The sequence below is a fragment of the Nocardioides antri genome (assembly GCF_008373765.1).
Lineage (GTDB): Bacteria > Actinomycetota > Actinomycetes > Propionibacteriales > Nocardioidaceae > Nocardioides > Nocardioides antri.
This window is the reverse complement of record NZ_VUJW01000152.1, coordinates 1-495: the sequence shown is the minus strand read 5'-3', so window position 1 is coordinate 495 and position 495 is coordinate 1. Positions and strand designations below refer to the sequence as shown.

Here is a 495-nt window from a genome sequence, read left to right as displayed (position 1 = left end):
GCGATCGGAAAAGGCAACTGTGATAATGAAATTTCTCGTGGTGTTCGCGTCGTGCGTGCTCGCCGTCAGCGCCGGCGTCACTGAAATGTCCGCGGGAAGCATGAGCAGTTCTAACAAAGAACTCGAGGAGAAACTGTACAACAGCATCCTCACCGGTGACTACGACAGCGCTGTCCGTCAGAGCTTGGAATACGAGAACCAAGGCAAGGGCTCCATCATCCAGAATGTAGTTAACAACCTGATCATTGACGGAAGTCGGAACACCATGGAGTACTGCTACAAGCTGTGGGTCGGCAACGGACAGCACATTGTCAGAAAGTACTTCCCCTATAACTTTAGACTCATCATGGCCGGAAACTTCGTTAAGCTCATTTACAGAAACTACAACCTCGCTCTGAAGCTCGGCCCCACTCTTGATCCCGCGAACGAGAGACTTGCATACGGCGATGGTAAGGAAAAGAACAGCGACCTCATCAGTTGGAAGTTCATTACCTT

Annotated in this window: 1 protein-coding gene; it reads left to right on the top strand. The window is 50.5% G+C overall.

Translation table 11 applies throughout. The features are described from left to right. Window positions 1-495, top strand: a 495-nt coding sequence (locus F0U47_RS22855; RefSeq protein WP_149752363.1) for a hypothetical protein, incomplete at both ends; no start/stop codon positions are given.